The sequence below is a fragment of the Rufibacter ruber genome (assembly GCF_014138425.1).
Lineage (GTDB): Bacteria > Bacteroidota > Bacteroidia > Cytophagales > Hymenobacteraceae > Nibribacter > Nibribacter ruber_C.
The window spans coordinates 79,214-97,835 of the sequence record NZ_JACJIQ010000018.1; the positions used below are offsets into that span (position 1 = coordinate 79,214).

At 43.6% G+C, this 18,622-nt stretch carries 17 protein-coding genes; 11 read left to right on the forward strand and 6 right to left on the reverse strand.

Annotation, left to right across the window (positions count from 1 at the left end; all coding sequences use genetic code 11):
- The first annotated feature begins 293 nt into the window (after positions 1-293).
- Entirely contained in the window at positions 294-2,225 is a 1,932-nt protein-coding gene (locus FHS90_RS18410; RefSeq protein WP_182514129.1) for a toprim domain-containing protein, read from the forward strand.
- A 780-nt stretch (positions 2,226-3,005) separates the two neighbouring features.
- Here FHS90_RS18410 and FHS90_RS18415 read toward each other — a convergent pair.
- The 4 genes from FHS90_RS18415 to FHS90_RS18430 form a co-directional block, all read right to left on the reverse strand.
- Positions 3,006-3,992 carry a hypothetical protein gene (locus FHS90_RS18415; RefSeq protein WP_066833936.1) on the reverse strand — a complete coding sequence of 329 codons (987 nt, stop codon included), beginning with the start codon at positions 3,990-3,992 and terminating at the stop codon, positions 3,006-3,008.
- Between the two features lie 332 nt (positions 3,993-4,324).
- Positions 4,325-5,266, reverse strand: coding sequence for a replication initiation protein (locus FHS90_RS18420; RefSeq protein WP_066834033.1), 942 nt, complete (start codon positions 5,264-5,266; stop codon positions 4,325-4,327).
- A 616-nt stretch (positions 5,267-5,882) separates the two neighbouring features.
- A complete protein-coding gene (locus FHS90_RS18425) occupies positions 5,883-6,446 on the reverse strand; it encodes a hypothetical protein (protein ID WP_066833935.1) in 564 nt (187 codons plus the stop codon).
- Between the two features lie 4 nt (positions 6,447-6,450).
- Positions 6,451-7,176 (reverse strand): ParA family protein, encoded by a 726-nt coding sequence (locus tag FHS90_RS18430; protein ID WP_066833933.1) that lies wholly within the window; start codon positions 7,174-7,176, stop codon positions 6,451-6,453.
- Positions 7,177-7,918: 742 nt separating this feature from the next.
- Between FHS90_RS18430 and FHS90_RS18435 the strand changes: the two genes are divergently transcribed.
- The 5 genes from FHS90_RS18435 (at position 7,919) to FHS90_RS18455 (ending at position 13,727) form a co-directional block, all read left to right on the forward strand.
- Positions 7,919-8,416: a BfmA/BtgA family mobilization protein gene (locus tag FHS90_RS18435; protein ID WP_153042673.1), complete on the forward strand. Its 498-nt coding sequence runs from the start codon at positions 7,919-7,921 to the stop codon at positions 8,414-8,416.
- Positions 8,417-8,428: 12 nt separating this feature from the next.
- A complete protein-coding gene (locus FHS90_RS18440; RefSeq protein WP_182514130.1) occupies positions 8,429-9,451 on the forward strand; it encodes a DUF5712 family protein in 1,023 nt (340 codons plus the stop codon).
- A 186-nt stretch (positions 9,452-9,637) separates the two neighbouring features.
- Entirely contained in the window at positions 9,638-11,818 is a 2,181-nt protein-coding gene (locus tag FHS90_RS18445; protein WP_066833926.1) for a TraM recognition domain-containing protein, read from the forward strand.
- Positions 11,819-11,883: 65 nt separating this feature from the next.
- The gene (locus FHS90_RS18450) at positions 11,884-12,240 is read left to right on the forward strand and encodes an antitoxin VbhA family protein (protein ID WP_153042672.1); all 357 of its coding nucleotides are present in this window, start codon (positions 11,884-11,886) and stop codon (positions 12,238-12,240) included.
- A 140-nt stretch (positions 12,241-12,380) separates the two neighbouring features.
- Complete coding sequence (locus FHS90_RS18455) at positions 12,381-13,727, forward strand: Fic/DOC family protein (protein ID WP_066833919.1); 1,347 nt, start codon at positions 12,381-12,383, stop codon at positions 13,725-13,727.
- A gap of 13 nt (positions 13,728-13,740) precedes the next feature.
- On the opposite strand, the gene FHS90_RS18460 is transcribed toward FHS90_RS18455, so the two are convergent.
- On the reverse strand, positions 13,741-14,211 hold the full coding sequence (locus FHS90_RS18460; protein WP_153042671.1) for a beta-barrel fold lipoprotein: 471 nt from the start codon (positions 14,209-14,211) through the stop codon (positions 13,741-13,743).
- 69 nt (positions 14,212-14,280) lie between these two features.
- Complete coding sequence (locus tag FHS90_RS18465) at positions 14,281-14,643, reverse strand: hypothetical protein (RefSeq protein ID WP_153042670.1); 363 nt, start codon at positions 14,641-14,643, stop codon at positions 14,281-14,283.
- Positions 14,644-14,999: 356 nt separating this feature from the next.
- Between FHS90_RS18465 and FHS90_RS18470 the strand changes: the two genes are divergently transcribed.
- The 5 genes from FHS90_RS18470 (at position 15,000) to FHS90_RS22910 (ending at position 18,495) form a co-directional block, all read left to right on the forward strand.
- The gene (locus FHS90_RS18470) at positions 15,000-15,323 is read left to right on the forward strand and encodes a four-helix bundle copper-binding protein (RefSeq protein ID WP_074987959.1); all 324 of its coding nucleotides are present in this window, start codon (positions 15,000-15,002) and stop codon (positions 15,321-15,323) included.
- 476 nt (positions 15,324-15,799) lie between these two features.
- Positions 15,800-16,048 carry a hypothetical protein gene (locus FHS90_RS18475; RefSeq protein WP_066833912.1) on the forward strand — a complete coding sequence of 83 codons (249 nt, stop codon included), beginning with the start codon at positions 15,800-15,802 and terminating at the stop codon, positions 16,046-16,048.
- A gap of 193 nt (positions 16,049-16,241) precedes the next feature.
- A complete protein-coding gene (locus tag FHS90_RS18480) occupies positions 16,242-17,132 on the forward strand; it encodes a cation diffusion facilitator family transporter (protein WP_066833910.1) in 891 nt (296 codons plus the stop codon).
- Between the two features lie 108 nt (positions 17,133-17,240).
- Positions 17,241-17,489, forward strand: a complete 249-nt coding sequence (locus tag FHS90_RS22905; RefSeq protein WP_425502099.1) for an SIS domain-containing protein — start codon at positions 17,241-17,243, stop codon at positions 17,487-17,489.
- Between the two features lie 691 nt (positions 17,490-18,180).
- Positions 18,181-18,495 carry a DUF6660 family protein gene (locus FHS90_RS22910; protein WP_377047742.1) on the forward strand — a complete coding sequence of 105 codons (315 nt, stop codon included), beginning with the start codon at positions 18,181-18,183 and terminating at the stop codon, positions 18,493-18,495.
- Positions 18,496-18,622 lie beyond the last annotated feature (127 nt).

Consider the following 18,622-nt stretch of genomic DNA (forward strand, 5'->3'; position numbering starts at 1 on the left):
TAAGAACAGTACCCTGAAGAGAAAGGAACACCTTCTCTTGCAAAGGATTTTGGCAGCACTTTCATTTGAAACTACTGCTTCCCGAAACCCTTTATCCAACGGTGAAGAAGACCGTTATCTATTCCTCTTCCCGGGTAAGGAGGAGCTAGGTAAGTTTAAAGAGCAGCTCGCCTATATTGATAGCTTGACAAAGTCCCCACCCCACTAAAGCCTGGGAAGGGTATTCATATTGGAAAGTATAGCGGGTTTACCCGCTATTTGTATTTTATGGATAATCTAAAGCTCATACAAGCATGGAACGACAAGTTTTGGAGAATGACCCGCAGGAACTAGAGCGGTTTAAGGAACGGATAGACTTAGGGGAATATGCCCAGAGGCAAGGTTATCAGATCAAGGCGCAGGGAAAGCGCAACGATTGGCAGCACCTGGAAAATGGCGAGGAGCATATTATCGTTAGCAGGAAAGACGATAAGCAGGTGTATTTCAACCCAGGTGATGACCGCGATAAAGGTACCATCATCGATTTCGTGAAAACCAGGCAGCATAAAAACCTGGGGGAAGTACGGCAACACCTGCGCGAATACCTGAATGAATACCCAGAGCCACAAAAAGCCTATGCTACAGCTCTTGTTCCAGCCCGGCTGGAGGGAAAGCCAAAGGAGCAGGGGGAAACAGCCACTGAAGCGGAAATAGAGGAAGAAAAAAGAACCAGACTGATTTCAGAGGTATTAGGCGTGAAAAGAGAGTTAACTGATCGGACTTACCTCTACAGCCGCTCCCTCACAGACGAAACCCTGGACAGCCCAGCCTTTCAAGGACGGGTATTCACGACCGAGAAAAACGAACACGGATTTCGGAATACCGCCTTTCCCCTTTACAATGAGCATGGACTGGCCAGTGTGGAACAGAAGAACACCGGCTATAAAAACCTGCTGGAGCTACCCAAGGATGGCATTTGGGTTTCTCACCCCACCCAGGGCAAAGGAACTCCTATTGAAAGGCTGGTTCTGAATGAAAGCGCCATCGATTCCATGAGTTACCACCAACTGAAGAATGACGGTAAGAATACCATGTACATTGCCACAGCCGGAACTGTAACCGAAAGACAGACGGCTTTGATCCAACGAGTCATCGATAAGCAAAACCCCCAGGAGGTAATACTGGCCGATGATAGGGATGCGGGGGGAAGAAGGTTCAATATCAATTACCTGAATGATCTGCAGCCTGCCCGACCATTCAAGGAATTGGCCAGTCAGGAGGCTTACCCTGAGGCCAGCCGCCCGGTGCAATGGCACGCTACCGCCGGGAGGTACCATGCTAATTTGCGGGTGGAATACCATCATGAAAACAGCCAGGAAGGGGCCGAACGCGTCAACTATCTAACCCGCCAGGTGGACCGTATCAATTCGGTACAGGAAGAGCCGAGTATTGAAATGAAGGTGCAACGCTCGACCGAAAAGGAAACGGTCATAAAGCTTAGCGTAGCCAAGGCCGATACGGCCCAACTGGAAGTAATCAGCCAGGAGCTCTACCGGCAACGCGAGCAGCTTCGCCCCGAGCAGGAACGGCACCCGGTAAATTTCATCCGGGTAGAATATCCAATCGCAAAAGATTATAACCGTGATTTGGAACTAGCTAGTCAGGGGTTAAGCACTTCAGAGATCCAGGCACAGGCCGCGCAAGATGAGCGGGAGCGTGAGGCGCAGCGGCTACAGAAAGAACAGCTTCGAGCGGAATCCCAACGCCTGGAACAAGCCCAGCACCTCCTGCAAGTGCAGCAGCCTAAAGAAGGCCAAAAGGGTAAAACAACTCTTGAAACATCAAGTGTGGTTCCGGCCAAAACGGATGCTGGTCAGCTGTTACCGGCTAAGGAACAATTGGCTGGGCCTGGTTCTGAAAAGGAGTTAATCATTAAAGTGGAGGAAAAAGATAAGGGGACGGGTGTGAAAGGCCAGGCAGAAGCTGTGAAAGATACGGTGGAACGGAGTGGGGCAAAGGTGGGCGATATTCAGAGTACGTCCACTAATGGCCTGAGGCACTCAGAAATGAAAGTTGCCTACCGGACGGATGACCCGGAAATAGGCAGGATATCCAAGACTTTGGACGCAATAGGTAACCAAAAAGGGAATGATGTGGTTGAGCATCATTCAGACCGTGCCGAAAGACGGGAGATAGCGGGAAAAGTAGAGAACCATAGGCTCTCCCAGCAAGAAATAACGAGGTAGTAAACCTGGTTAGATTTATTAAGCCGTATCAAATAACGAAAACCATGTCATTCTAAAAGCCTTTTCTAAATCTAGAGAGGCTTTTTAATTTAGGTCCATCGAGATAGAGGAGAATATCCCCAAATTACTTTTCCCCTACCGCCCTTTAAAAAAATGCCTGTCGTGGCAGTTTGAGTATTTTAAGGATTAATCAATATCTTGGGCGTTGCCTGGCGGCCGGGCTACTCCCCTACGGCGGCCACCTATAAAACTGGCTGAAAAATCCAGTTTTATGCGGACAAGTGGCCGGTATCCCTAACGCGGGTTCTTCCGGAAAACCGGGGAGCACCGTGTAAGTTAGGGCTGCTGGTGAAGGTTAACGGAGCCAGCAGCCCTAACTTACACCGTACTCCCCTACCCTATACCCAGGAGCCTTGTAAATGGAGTATGGCCGGTTCGCAGAAAAGGCGAACCCACCATACGGATGGAACACCGGCTAAGGCCGGAAGGGGGTTATTGAAGAAGCCGGGTACGCTGTATGCAGCGGGATGCGGAACCATTCCGTTTTACTCCATGGACCCGCATCCCGCTGCATACAGCGTCCCTCCCCCACTTCCAGAAAGGAAGAAGAAAGCAAATGGTGGGTTCGCAGATAAAGCGAACCCACCATTTGCAAAGAGTTGGGCGGTAGGGAAAAAATGGTTTGAAAAATCTTGCGATTGCAAAAGCGCCCTTCCCAATTAGGCAAAAAAATAGGTGAGGATTTCTTGGCCCCACCTATTTCTGTGAATTTCTTTTTAGTTATAAAGCCATTGCCGCAATATTATTAAAAGCCTTCTGGTCAGCTTTGAAGCGTTCGTTTATGGTTAAGGCAGATTTTCCGTTAAAAAGGGCAAAGTTCGCAGCATTGTAAACCAACCATAGATTCGCTTCGGTTTCCAATTCCTTTTCCTCAAACCTTAACCGCTCCACGGCCAGGGCGGCCAGCTTCTTTGGTAAACCGGCTTCGGTAATAACTTTTTGAATGTCGGCATCGGTAGGCATGGCCACCCCTACCAGTTTATTGTATACCGTGCCGGTAACTGAATCTTTCTGCGCTATGAAGTTCCGCAGAATTTTAGTTAAATGTTCCCTGAATATTTCCAGGTTCAGCCCTTTGTGATGGAATGTTTCCGCTAGGATTCTTTCTTCTTTTCTAATCCTCTCAATGTTCACGTGTTCTACTTTTTCCTTTAAAGCATCCAGGTATTTCTTAGGTTGACCATTGGCCAGCCAGCTAAAATATTCTTCAAAGGACATAAATTCATCTGCCCAGCCCATCAGGCCATTGGAACATATTTGCCGATAATAGGAAACCTTTACTTTTTCTTCGTTCGTTGATTCAATGGACGAACCTTGGATATTGAAAGGGCTTTTGCCAGTATATGAATTGTTTATAATTAAGTTCTTATATATCCGCTCATTGCCCACCTTCAGGCTGTCAGGAAGGATAACATTAATGCTGAAATCCCCACGGGTTGAATATCGGGCATCAACCGTGTAATCTTTTGCCACACTGTCCACCACCGAGCGCAGAAGCTGATTAGGAATCAGCGTATATTCATCGCTTTGCAGGGCAAATATATGCTGTGTACCGTCCGGCATAGTACCGACGATAGCCCGTTGCCTGTCCGACGGCAGCAGATTGTAGTTGTCAGGCAAAAGGCTTTGCAATTTTTCTTCTTTTACCGGAAAACAGATGTTGTCCCATGAAGTAGCTTTATCGAGGTTTGTGCTTTGAGTTGACATGGTTTCCTAGGTTTAAAGGTGAATGATGATTTGCAATTGCTATTCTATGTATATTATAATATACGTTAATGTATATTAATAGATACATAAAATAACAAAAAATACCCCCTTTTTTGGCCTTCTTTTACATCCAGTAAAACCTATGTTTATTTTGTGAGAAACAATTTCTCATTTTTTGGCCTTGGCAGTCTGCAATTGCAAAAAGCAGCTGCCATTGACCGCCCGGAGGGCGGGACGGTCAAAATTTATAATTCCTGTACTTTGTAAATTCTGTACCCTGGCCGTTGCTAATTTACCAATGCGCATATTTTTTGACTGATGAAACCTAGCTTTTAGACCAAACCAGCAATTTTTAGGAATAATCCCCCGGGATTGGATGTGGCTTTAATTTTGTCAGTTTTCAATTTATAGTTGAACTGGAAAAGCTTGTTCAGTAAATTCTCGTCCTGCAAGATTCTATTAACCAGTTTCTCTTCGATAATATTTAAATCGTCCAGGATAGTCCGGGCATTCTGTCTCCTTACATCTTCGGTTGGCAAATCGAAAGCTAACGGTAATTGCTGAATCGTCTGTTTGTTCACGTAGAACCGGATATGCGTGAAAACCCGGCCTCTTTTCGTCAACACATAGCTTATTCTCAGGTCGGTGAATTTATTGATTTGCTCCACAGCAATATCGAGAACGTTCTTTTTAAACAAGGAGATGGATGAATATTGCTCCTTTTCCTTGTTTTTGGGGTCTTTTAGGTGCAAGATTACCTTTAAATCATCTATGGAGTATATCTTGGTTTCTCCGATGTCCTTCCATTGACTTGCAATCTGATAGATGCGTTTAGCCCACTTGCTGGGTAGCATAAAGGCCGCCTGGAGCTGAAAGCTGGTAAAGTTGTTCTTTAAGTCTATCAGGTACGGCCTTATGTTCTCAGAGATTTCAAGTTCAATCAACCCCTCCCCTTTTCTATGCAAGGCAGAAGCTAATAACCCCACCTGTAAAACGGTTTTATTATCCTCAAAGACATATTCCCGGCTCCTAAGTGCAGATGTCGCCTCCAGAAATTGGCCATGGTGCCATTGTCTTCCAGTGACTTCCTGCAATTCCCTCACAGAAATTTGGTATTTTGTACCAGGTTTGTCATCGGCACGCAGTTTGGAAAGAAGGAAAAACGAAATATCCATCTCTATAGCTGACATCTCATAACGCGCCGTTGTAATAGCGTTATGTTGCCTAATTTCCAATTTATGCGGTTCTTTTGCCTCTGTTACCCCTTTTGCCATTGTCCACCAACTAGTAATTGCACAACTTTCGGTCAAATATAGAAAATTTATAAGGAAAAGCAAGTTTCTAAAACTCTACTAGCTTTTGACTGATGAAACCTTGCTTTTCCGCTTATCAAACCTTGCTTCTCACCTATCAAACCTAGCTTTTGACTGATGAAACCTTGCTTTAAACGGATAAAACCTAGCTTTAAGTACGCTTAATGAGCAGGGAACCAATCTCTTATGGCTCCTGCAAATACTAAACAAATAACATAAATACTACAAACTTGTAGTTAAAAAAAATAGGCTTTTAGAGGTTTGGTTTGGAGCAGATGTAAAAAAAGTGGGAAAGAAAGCAACAAAAAAATCCAATAAAGTAGGAGGTTTGGGCGCGCAGATTGTACTTTAAGCATAAAAAATATAAATAATAACATTAAAAGCTAGGTTTCATCAGTAGAGAGACCTTCTATTATACTAGATGCTAAAACAATTAGCATTAGGAAGGGAAAAGCCCGGTTTTACTGATAGAACCTAGCTTTTGGCTGATGAAACCTAGCTTTAACTTAATTAAGTTATAGAATAAGGGCATTAATTGGATAAAAGTGCAGGTTTGGTAACTACTTATAACCGCAGATTATTTATCTGTTCGAGATCTGTTGATCTTACCTGTTTTAAGAAGGTGTTTTTCATACAATCTGAATGCCTCTTCAGCATAATCTGTCAGATTGGATGGGCCACCACTTCCATTCAACTGCACCAGGTTGAATTTTGCGTCCAACCATAGAGAACTCAGCAGCCTGACATTCTTGGTTTCCTCTGGCTGATTTTCAGCACTTGGGGCTGCTTTCCTTGCAGCGGCGCGAGCTTTCTTTCCTTCTGGAGCGGGAGAGGCAGACTTCCCGGCATCCACCGGCTCACGGGCTGAATTATTTTCAGCCCGCTCTTCCCCCCTACTCTCACCCTTGGCACCCATGTCAACTAATGGCGTAATTTCCAATGCCGGTGTATCCGGTTCAGCAACTGGAGCCGTTTCCGTCTTCATGCTTTTTACCATCGCCTCCCCGGCCATGTTTGAACGGGCTGCTTCGCGTGAAGCTTGGGGAACCACGATGCGTGCTTTCCCGAATTTTGGCGCACCTTGCTTTTTAACCTCTTTTTTCTCGCTTTGGCTATTGCCGTTATTTTCTTGTTCTGCCATTTTCCTATTCTGTTACAGATTTTACGGGTAATTCCATGCGTTCAATTAATTCATTGCAGACCGCATGTATTTCTTCGGAGACATTTTTATCTCCACCTACATAGCGCAGATAAGCGGGTGTTGTCAGGCTGTACAGAGTAGATGCGCGCTTGTAAGCTGCCCGGTAGCTAAGGGAGGATTTAAAACGTGCTAATCCCAAAGCATCTACATAATCATCCATTTCCTGTTCCTCCTTATTGTTTGAGCGCTTAGTGGAAATGCCAAAATACTCAAAAGGTATTTCCGCCTTATCCGCCTCTGTTTTAATCGTTTGCAGGATGTGCATGAATTCAGCCGTACTTGCCCTATCCAGATAATCAGCAACTAGTGGAACTATGACCGCATCACAGGCAGTAAGCGCATTAAAAACATCATCGCCATCGGCCCGGCCCGGTACATCAATGAATACTAAGTCGTAATCATTGTCCGGATTATCCACAAAATCAAAAATTCCATTTAAGTCAATTGAAAAAATATCAAAGGGGTATGTCGCATCCGGGTTGGACTCTTTTAGCAATTGCAAACTTTCCTCATCTATCTGAACACGGGTTTTAACAATGCTTTGCTGGTAGTCACAGTCCAGAACCGCCACTTTAAGTTTATAGTCTACTGCCAACGCTGCTGCCAGGACTAGGGTCAACGTGGATTTACCTGACCCTCCTTTTTGGGTCGCAAAACTTATAATTTTCATAACTAACTTTTTTCTAAATCACTTAGCTTCTTTTTACAAAGTTATAATTATATAGGTTTATAGCTTTATCAAAGCGTAAAATTATATTTAAATAACTTTATAATGTTATTGTTTTATAAACACATAATATTATAAAAAAATAACATTGCAAACTTATAATATTATATTTCTATTATACAATAATCTTATAATAATATAAAACACAATTATTATATTTTTATACTAATATAGGCGAATGCAACAATAACATTATTGTTTTATTGTCTTATACAAATATGTTTTTATAAAATTATACTACTATAAGAATGTAAAAATATTAAACTATAATATTATAATAATAGTCCAGTCAATTTTAGAGGATAAGTTATAACAATATAATTTTATATTGTTATAACTTATCCTCTAACTACTAATTTTATTAAGGATACATTTTATAATCTTATAATATTATAAAATAATTAAAGTGTTTAGTGAGTAGTGGTAAGACCTGCAATACATTAATATTTGGTAACCATCACTTCCAAGTTCACCTCACTAAACAACTAATTATTAAGAACCTAAGTCCGATGCGTGGTAGTTTTTTCTTTTAGCAAGAAGAGCATTATAAATGCAATGCTAAGGCATTGATTTATAAACACTTATTTTTAAGCAGAGCTTAAAAATGTAGAGAATGAAACATAAGTGCTTAGTAATCAGTAATATTTTGTAGATGTATAGTAGAGATACTGGGATTTTCAATAGTATGAGCAAACTCGAAAAAACAAGCACTACCAGTGCACGCCTTAATGCAGTGACACATCATTTATTAGCCAAAGAAGCTAAACGCCTGGGCTTGTCTGCGATTGATTACCTAGATGCTGCCGTAAATTATTTCGGTACAAGAGGATTGAATCCAGTTGAAATTGAGGCAAGGGAAGGTGCTTTGATAATGCAGGATATTAAACGTTTAGGCGACCGGATATTTGGTTATATGCAAGAGCAAGAAAGAGGATTATTATCGGTGATGTTAGAAGAATTGATACGTTCAAGGGTAACTATTGACCGTGTTTTACGCATGGAGGAGATTGTGTTGAGCACGTATAAAGATGAAGAGTTGAGAAACGGAAAAAGTAAACTTAAAGCCTTGAGAGAACAGAACGAGGGTGCTATTACCAATCAACTTAAGCTAATATTTGATTCAACGAAAGAGATTGCACCTGGTAAAAAGAAGAAATCGGAGCAACCGAAAGCAGATACCTAACAGGAGAATGTCATGTATATAAAACTGATAAACCCTAAATCGCACGGTCTTGCAGCCTATGACAATAATGGCAGCAGTCTGCAAACGCTCAACTATTTGGTTCATGAAGCAAAGAGGGAGAGAGAGGATTTAGGGATTTTTTTTAATCAGGACAGCGATGGTTTAAAGCCTGAACGGGTACAACAGGATATTGACTCCAATGTGAAAGGACTTACTGCGAAAGATTCTAAATTCTATTCCCTTATCATAAGTCCCAGTGCAGATGAGCTCACGCACATCAAAAATGATGAACAACTATTGAAAGCCTATACCCGGCAGGTCATGGAGCTATACGCCCAAAATTTTAACCTGAAAGGGGACGAGCGCCTTGCCTCCAAAGACCTAGTATGGGCTGCTACTATCCACCAAGACCGGAGCTACCGGGGAACAGATAATGAAGTATTGGCTGGAGAGGCAAAGGTGGGCGATAAGCGCCCAGGCTTGCAGACCCATGTGCATATAATTGTCAGTGCGCGGGACAGGAACCAGAAAATAACCTTGAACCCCAATGGGCGCAAAAGCAGGTTTGACCTGATAGACTGGCAGCGGAAGTCAGGGCAGCAGTTTGAGCATCAATTCAGATATACGGCTAAAGAGAAAGAGAAAATAAAGGTCAAGCAACGCGATGCAAGCAGGGATATCACCAGGTCCATACGTATAGGGGAGCGGGTAGAAGACATTAATAGAAATGTGCCCAGAAGCCAGAGGCTTGATGGCGAACGCGTAAAGGAAATCGCCGTTAGCAGAAATTTTGACAAAACTTTTTACCGCTCCTTGAAAAGGATTGAAACGAAGGCGCAACAGGGAAAGCCAATTGATAATGCATATTATCTACTGCAGACGGGAAGAGAGCAACCCACGGCAAGCAAGGCACCGGTCAGAAACTTGCTGCACGCCTTCCAGCGAGCAGTGAACTCAGGCGCAGGTAAGGATACTAAAACGGAAGAAATAGGAGAACGGAAAAGACATAAGAATGGGGAAATTGAAATTGACTAGAGCCGCTATGTCTGTTACATTTTGCAATTGTAAAATATTCACGCATAAAGTGGGAAAAGGGTAGGTGATACCAGTTAAAATAACGAGACAACTTTTAAAGAAACATTTCCGGAGCAGAGGCGACTTTGTTCTAGACTGCCTAGGGTAGGCAATAGGAGTCATATTTTATTTTAAGAAGGGATAATTATGCAGGTACCTACACCGGGTAAGAGTCAAAACCTAGCCTTGGTTATTGGATTAGTGGTTTTGGCAATAGCTTTTGGGGATTATTATGTTTTACTCCATCAAACAGAAATACACCAGGCACGTGCCTGGGTGAAAGCAAATCCCGAACTCACGCCACAACAAAAGAGAATTGCCCGGCAGATGGAGCTGAGGAGGCGGCAAGCCGACCGTATGAGGACAGGGTCAGGTAAGAATACTGAATCCGTCATTGAGGTGGCAGGTTTAGACAGCACCAGTACCGTAGAGGGGACAGGTGGTAAATTGGGAAGTTCCGGAAGTGGCATTAGGAGAAGGCTTCTCTTGAAAGCAGATAGCATATACAGTAAAGCCGGGATTTACTTCCGGCTTTCCCTTTTGGCTGCTTCGCTTGCGTTGCTTTTCATCCAGAGAGCCCCGGAAAGGAAATTAGGGCAGCCCAAACTTAAACCGATACCTGGAAAAAGCAGAACGGTTATTTTCCTGCTTTGCGGTGGATTTTTCCTGATAAGTGGCTATGTGCTTTTAACAATTGCAAAGTTTTCTCCAAGTTTTATTCTGTACGGCTACCCCATGGCCAGCCTATTAGGAATTCTCTGCACCTTCGTCGCCGGTTTGGTTATCGCCCGCAGCAAACGGCCAGAATTCGGATTAACCACTGAACGAAAGAAGCTGAATTCGGAAAACGGTTTCAGCTTGCCCACCATGGACGGAGGATATATAAACGTGCCAAACGCTTTTCGGGGGAATCTGGTGTTAGGGGGTGCAGGAGCGGGGAAGTCATTCAGTATTGGGGAACCGGTAATTGAGCAATTTGCCGGTAAAAACTGGGCAGGCTTGATTTATGATTTTAAATTCCCTGTGCTAACAGAAGTCGCGCAGCGTGCCTTAACCCTTGCTGCCGAAAAAGCGGAAGCCAAAGGCGAACCTGAGCCCAGTGTACAACTCCATGTCATCAATTTCCGGGATTTATCACGCACGGAGCGACTTAACCCCTTAAGGCCAGAGGAAATGCCCGTAGTTGCCTTTGCCGAAGAATACAGCCGGGCGATAATCAATAACCTGAATACAAATACCATTAAGAATCCAGGAGAGTTTTTCAGTACGTCCGCAATTGCTTATTTAACGGGCATCATTTGGTTTTACCGCAAGAACTTTCCAGCATACTGCACCATTCCCCATGTAGTTGCAACGGCCCTGTATAAGGATTTTAGGTACGTTTTATCAATGCTGGATACAGACATTGAATGCGGGGATATGGTCCGAAGCCTCATCACCGCAGTAGAACAGAAGGCCGAGAAACAAATTGCCGGGGTCGTGGCCACCTTGCAAATTATCCTAAGCCGCATAAACAGCCCGGAAATTGTCTGGGTGCTTACCCCGGATGAAAGTAGGGGAGAAGGATTCTCGTTAAACCTGAATGACCCGAACAATCCTAAGTTATTGTGTATCGGTAATGACCCCACCCTAAAAGATACCTTTTCACCGGTTATCAGCTGTATAATAACCGTGGCGCTCAAACTGATGAACCAGCAGCGGAAGCACCCAAGCTATGTTTTTCTGGATGAGGCAGCGACTATCTACGTGCCTGGACTGGAGGTAATCCCCGCGACGGCCAGGAGTAATAAAATAGCTACTATTTACATGAGCCAGGATTTGAGTCAGATGGTTGATTCATACGGACGGGATAAAATGCAGGTAATGATTAGTAACCTCAATAATTGGTTTATCGGGAAAGTAAACAACATGGAGACTGCTGAACTCATTTCTAAAATCGTCGGTCGGGAAGATAAGTCAATGGTATCAACAAGCAGTGGCAGCAGCACCGGCGGTGCTGGCCACCGGAACCGGAGCCAGAATCAAAGCGTAAGTCTTCAGGAACGCAGTTTGGTCCGTGTCCAAGATGCCGTTGGGTTAGAGCAGGGAGAATTCATCGGTCAGACTGTTGAAACAGAATCTACCTTTTTCCAAGGGCGGATAGACCGCAGCGATGCACAAACGGAAATACATGAACTGGAACCGTTCGCGCTCTTTGCAGACGAAGGTGAAACCGATTCCCAGGAGGCGCAGAGAATAATAGTTCAGGCGAATTACCAAAAAGTGCGCGATGAGGTAAAAGAAACAGTAGAAATGTATCCTAACACGCTGGTTCCCGGAGAGGAGTAGCAGCACTTTCCCCCCCCTGTTTATCCTGGCTTTTTTGGCCATTTTTGCGTATATTGTATAGAAGATTGAGTGAAAAACAAAGTATGGAAAATAGCAATTGGAAACCCGGAGGCACCTTTTTCAAGCCTGCCCCCGCAGGATTAAGCATTGAGGAACTGGCAAAGAGAGCAGAGCGTGAAAGCATCGCAAATCACGGATTTGCACTTGTTATGAGCAATGGCCCGATGCCAAGCGAAGAAGCCATAGCATTCATGCAAAAATACGTGGATGGGGAGTGCTCTTTGGAGCAGGCGTTGGCCATGTTGCTAAAACATCATGGGTTGGATAATTTCAATCTTGAACAGGAAAGCATGACATTGGCCGGTTCAGTAGGAACGGCCACTTTTGTACCAGAGGAACCCGGTGCTGATGAAAAATATTAGAATGACCGGTCGCCACTAAAACCAAGCATCCAAAGTAAGCCAGAGAATACAGAATTATATACTCAAAATATGCCAGGGCTATTTGATGAAAGGCAGAATGGCAATAATGAAAATGTAAGTTAATTTTTACAATTGTAAAAATGGCGCAGAACGATGGATTTACCTACGAGAATGGTACCCTGATAAACCATATTGGTATTCAGAATAAAAGTTTGCTGGCCAAAATTGAAAATGATGTCGCCGGTTTCAATGCTGCTATATTAAAAGAGAGAGGAGGGATACCCGGTAATTTTAACTTGGAACATTTACAGAAAATACATAAACAGCTTTTCCAAAGCGTTTATCCGTGGGCAGGGGAAAGCAGGGCCGAAAGGGGAGGGTTCCAGGGTGTTAAAGAAACGGAGGTCAACCATATTCCGCAGGAAATGAGATACGCACCTTTCAAGGAGATAGAAACGCGGCTGGAGACTATCAGCAAGCAGCTCCAGCAAGAAAACAATTTAAATGGATTAGAGCCGGAGAAGTTTATTGACCGTGCTGCCTATTATTTAGACCAGTACAACCATGTACATGCTTTTCGGGAGGGTAACGGTAGAACTTTGCAAGCTGCCTTTACCCAATTAGGAAGAGAAGCAGGTTATAATATTGACTTTAGCCGGGCAGACCCGGCTAAATATAACGATGCCAGGAATTTTGCAATTGTAAAACCATACGCTCCCCAGGAAGCATCTAAAAACTTAGCTCCGCTAAAAGCTTTTCTGAATGAAATCACTACTCCATTGCCCGGAATCGAAGCTGAGAGAGCCAGGACAGAAGGTGCTTCCAAAACACCGGAGCCATCGGCTGCTATGAAGCGTATAGAAGCCCTGCGGGAGTTGGAGGTGACCGGTGGCCGGATAGCTGACCGGTGGGATATTGCGGTAAAGCAGCAGGTGAAAAACATTGTGGAAGAACCTAAAAATCTGAAAACTCACGACAGGGACTTGCGCACTGTCAGTAAAGCCATCCTAGAGGGAGGGGTGAAACCAGACCATTATCTTTATCAGGATGCCGAGCGGTTCACAAAGGCCTTGGACCATGTGAAATATGTTTCCGCCGGTAAGGATATTCCTGCTCTAAAGGCACCTTCGCGAGCGCAACAACTACAGAGTGGCCAGCCGAAGAACCACACGGAAGCAAAAGAGCTTTTTATTAAAGCTTCAGCCATTGTAAGCTTGGAGTTGAAAGCCCATGGGAAAGTGACGGAAGGGGAGCGGTTGCAAGACGTGGCAAAATTCGTTTCCAAAGTCCCTTTTGTCGGAGGGGTGAACAAAGCGCACGTCAATAACGCGCTCGATGCTTCGGCTACAGTTCCCGGCTTAAAAGAAGAAGGCTCTGTTATTGATATTAAAAATGCCGTCAGTATTTTAGAAAAGCCGGAGAGGGCCCACAGTCAGGGTACTGCCACTAAAGTGTTACACCAGGGTAGGGGAGGGGTAGAGCGATAAGTGGGTAGGGTGTTTATTTGAATTTTAAGCTTTCCTGTTTCACATCAAAATTACCTATGTATTGAAAAGACTTTTCACCAATAGACTTTCCGTCTTTATAGAAAGTGAATTTTATTGCCATCGGCCCGGCAGTAGCGGGGGCCAAGAGGATAGGACTAACGATAAAATTAAATTCAATTTCTTTGGAAGGTTTCTGAGAAACCAATGTGATTTTTGAACCTGCTAAATCAGCGTTTTCTAAATAGTTATCCGTTGTTTGGTTTTTCTCAACGCTGTTGAACTTCAACGTTTGACCGTCCATATCAGGAGTAACTGCAATCAACGATTTATTGTAATTGGTATAATCCCCGGACTGTTCAATAACTACTTTGTAGGTGCTGCCGTCGGGATTTATCTCTTTATCCTCACTGCAAGAAAATAAGAGAATAAGGGCTAGGAAAAGACAGTAATTCCTCATTTCATCAGTTTTTAAGAAGTTAGACAAAAGTTATAAAAAACTTATACGCCGAAAACTTAAAACTAGGCTTAGAAAAATCAGGAAGTTATTTTAAGTTTATTTCATGCAGATTTGTAAATATTCATCATAAATTGCCTTACCAACCAGGTTTCGGACGAATTCTTCTTGTCCTATATCATTTTTCTCCATCACGTAGCGGGTAAAGGATAAGATGCTCCTGCATTCTTTAAAACCTTTTTCCTCCATCCCTGCCCTAACCTTTTCAGGCAGTCCTCCCAGCCATTCCAAATAATCCGCTTCATAAGGCTCAAAGTCCTTTGCCCTATTGTGGTAAATTATAGTTGCATTTCCAATTGTAAAAAATAGCTCATGAAAGCGCCTCTCTTCTACCGGAGCAGAAGTAACGAAGCTTTCTTGTGAAGCATTACACTTAGCCTCTGGGTGTTTGATGTGTATCATAGGGGCAATTAAAGGCATCATTGTTTAAAATGAAATTTGCTTGATATATTATATTCTTAATGTGTTAAAACTATTATATTGAAAATCTGCATTTATCTTACCACTATAATATCTTTTACTATGGTAGTATAACAAGGCGTATCATAGTCCTGTTTCCTATTACAAGTCCTTTCCTATACCGTGTAGCCTAAAGTAACAGGTGGCTTTTAATATGCACAGGAAGTGTCTGTACCTTCTGTCCTTGACTCTGTTTTCTATTTAGTCCACTACTGAATTGCCTCTGTGTTTGTTAAGGAACTTAACAGAGATCAGTGCGTAGATATTAAGTAATTGTAAACCGAATAACTTAAAAAATTATGGAAAACAACGATCATCAGCAGCTTATCGAAAAATTATTAACATGTGCCAGCACCTGCGAAATGTGCTTCACGCATTGCCTTTCCGAGGGCGGGAAGATGGCCAATTGTGCAAAACTAGACCGGGACTGCGCCGATTCCTGCCGACATGCTATTGCGCTTTTACAAAGTGGCTCAGCTATAGGGCATCAGTATCTGGTATTATGCGAAGAAATCTGCCGCAAGTGTGGAGGAGAGTGCGCCCAGCACCAGGATGACCATTGTCAGCGATGTGCCCAGGCTTGCTTGGAATGCGCCGAGGCATGTCATAGCCACCACGAATAAATTACCCAGCGCTAAGCTTATATTTCAAAGTAGCCAAGCTTACAGTTTAGAACTGATAGGGTTGGCTACTTATGTTTTATTACTAAATATTTTGGGATGCGGTTGTAGGCAAGGTGTTCTAGGGTCGGCGGCAGTTCCGGCATTGGCGGACAACTTCTACTTGTTTGCCGCTGAAGGCGGACATTTAAACCGTACAGAAATGAATAGGGAGCGATGTGTTGGCCATGGCGACCATTCTGGAAGTACAGCCCATGCGACCTTCATCCAGAGTGAGTCAACGGAGTGTTCTCTCGCCAGAAAGCCTTAGGCAGAATTTTAAATTAGAAACGCTTATATCCCTGAATTCAAACCTATGGGTACCCAGTTAATGTAACCATATGTAACCATATATAAATACCTGCTTCAGAATGGAATGACTGAGGGGGAATACGCTTGGTTTGCCAACCAGAACGTTAAAGTCAAGTGCATTATAGGTAATGATTATTATGTATGAACACATGGTGCATGAAGACCACACCACCAGCGCCTCCGGAGAAATATTCGGATATTACGTGATTTCTCATCAATATTTCAGCCGCTACCGGCTGCCTGTCATGCATACCGAAACCAACCTAAGGAAACCCGGTTCGGCAGATTGGCTCCGGCGGCAATTGGCCAGCGCCTACCGCCTGAAACAAGACGGTATTCCCCTCGTAGGTTTTACCTGGTACAGCTTAATAGACTAAGTAGATTGGATTATGCCTTGCGCGAAGATGCTGGGTGCTTAAACCGATTAGGTTTGTATGATATTAACCGCAGCATCCGGCACGGTATTGCCTGCCATAATCTGATTAGCGAGTGGAAAGATCTCCTCGCTGATGAAAGCTATGGCATCTATATTTCGTATTAAGAATATCAATCCTCTAAACATTAACTAGAATGTCACAAGGCCACACCGTTTCGCCCGGCAGCCAGAATAAAAAGAAACTGCAACTAGTACTGGGCTTTACCTTATTATATTTAGTTGCCGAAGTAGTGGGCGGCATCTGGACCAAGAGCCTGGCCTTGTTAGCTGACGCCGGGCACATGCTCACGGATGTGGGTGGGTTGGCCTTTGCCCTTATTGCGATTAACTTGGCCGAAAGAAAAGCCACTCCGGAAAAAACCTTTGGCTATTACCGCGCTGAAATATTAGCAGCCCTGGCCAATGCCGTTATCTTAATTTGTATATCCCTCTATATTTTATACGAAGCATATCTCCGGTTTAAAAACCCGCCCGAAGTAGAAAGTAAATTCATGCTGGTAATTGCCGGAATTGGTTTGGTCGTAAACTTAATTGGTATGTATATTCTGCGCAAAAGCTCCACCGAGAGTTTAAATATGAAAGGGGCTTACTTCGAAGTTTTATCGGATATGCTGACTTCCATTGGGGTAATTATAGCCGGTATTATTATGTGGACGACCGGCTGGTACTATGCCGATCCAATTCTATCGGCGGGGATTGGCTTATTTATTCTGCCGCGCACCTGGATTCTGCTAAAAGATGCTGTCAGCATTTTGCTGGAAGGTACCCCGGCCGATGTGAACTTGGCTACGCTACGGGAAAAAATAGGGCAAATGCCGGGTGTAGTAAGTGTGCATGACCTGCATGTTTGGGCTTTAACCTCTGGCGTAAATGCCATGAGTGCGCACATCGTGATGCAGGAGGCAGTTAAACCCAATGATTTGCTAAAAGCCATCAATAACCAGGTAAAAGAGCCTTTCAAAATAAGCCACACCACCATACAATTGGAGACAGCGGGTTATCAGGAACAGGAAGTGCATTTATAAATACCATGAATTCAATTTTCAGGAAGAAATTCGAGGCTCCTCAAAAAATACAAAGTTATTTTTTTAGACGAAGAAAAGAATATCCATGATATTGCCCGAGCGGCGGAGATTTTTAGCCGGACCTTACAGGCCGGGAATAAAATTATATTCTGCGGCAACGGCGGTTCGCATTGCGATGCCATGCACTTTGCCGAAGAGCTAACCGGTAGGTTTCGCGAAAACCGACCGCCTTTGGCGGCCATTGCTATTTCTGATGCCAGCCATCTTACCTGTACCGGCAATGGTTACGGTTCCGAATTTGTTTTCTCCCGGTTCATGGAGGGTCTAGGTCGGCCGGGAGATATTGCTGGCCATTAGTACCAATGGAACTCCCGGAATATTATTAAGGCTGCCCTGGCTGCCCGGAGGCGGGGCATGCAAGAGTAGCCTTAACCGGGAAAGACGGCGGGTAGTTAGGCCCACTGGCTGATGTAGAAATTCGGGTGGCTCATAGCGGTTATGCGGGCCGCATTCAGGAGGTTCATATTCAAATATTCATATCCTGGTCCTTTTAAATAGAACAACAAGTCAATATTCCTCCGGTTTAGAATACTTGCTTTCAACTGCTTAAAACAAAGAAAGGTTATAGATGATATTGAAAAAATATTTCTGGGCTTAGGGGTAGGACAGTAATGCACGATGGAATATCAGTGGCTTAAATAGTCAATTGGATTCAGGATTGGGTTAAAGAATCCCAGAAGCATAAATTTTTTATAACTGTTAAACAAACCTCTTTAACAAGAGGAGTTAAGCAAGGAAGCTTGAATTAGCTTGGTTTCTCTTTGAACTTGTTTAGAGTTTTCATAAAAAGGTTATAGCTGCCGCCATTGGTGGTGTTATCACCACCAATTATTTAGCCTTTTCCTTACTTCTTGACTTTAAAAACACGTAACAAGGTCTGATTTAAAACTCTAAACAAGTTCTTTTATATCAAAATATGATTTAAAACGTTTAGCTTTTTAAAAAAATATTATTGAATTGCATTTAATTTGTATTAGTTTTGCAAAGGATGAAATGGAATGCTATTCTTCTGAGCGTTTTCATGATAGTGATATCATGTGTTCCTTGTGCTGATGCAGCGCCAAGGGTAGGCACGCTTGCACAAACCACCATCAACCCAAACACGGATTCCGAGGACCATTCCCCGGCTGCGGATTTATGCTCCCCGCTGTGTACCTGTAATTGCTGCGCCGGTTTCGCTTTGCAGACAATTTCACAAAAAGCAAGTACCGCAGCTATCAAAGTAACCATCCCAACACCAGTTCACCAGGTAGCTGGTGTATCCAAGCCTTCTTTTTCTATCTGGCAACCGCCAAGGCTTTAAATCAAATTTATTTTTGCCTGCTCTGTGAAGCTCCTTTAAGGAAGCTTTACGGCTTTGCCTACATTCAGCTTAATGGCTGTTTACAGGTATCGGTTTCGGCTGGCAGGAGAATTTCTGAATTTTGATT